Annotated in this window: 1 pseudogene; it reads left to right on the plus strand. The window is 48.0% G+C overall.

Annotation, left to right across the window (positions count from 1 at the left end):
* Positions 1-24: 24 nt before the first annotated feature.
* Positions 25-246: pseudogene (locus Q4563_RS21755) on the plus strand (hypothetical protein); the annotation flags it as partial.

The raw sequence follows: 246 nt of genomic DNA on the forward strand, positions 1-246 counted from the left end.
GTTTACCATTCACTTAGTCGGGGATTGGCACCGGATGAAACCGCTGGATTACGGTTGTTAAGACTCTTTGGTGTTTTTGTGTCCTGCTTTAGCCCCGATGTGTATGACAATATTCAATCAGGGTGTACAAACGCTGATGTTATCGCGCCGTTGTTGGGAGTCCCGACACTGCTGCCTGACAATGAGGAGACATACCATTACTCCAGAAAGCTGGCTGTGATCATCGGTTTACAGCTGGTACAGAAC

The sequence above is a fragment of the Gilvimarinus sp. 1_MG-2023 genome (assembly GCF_030548285.1).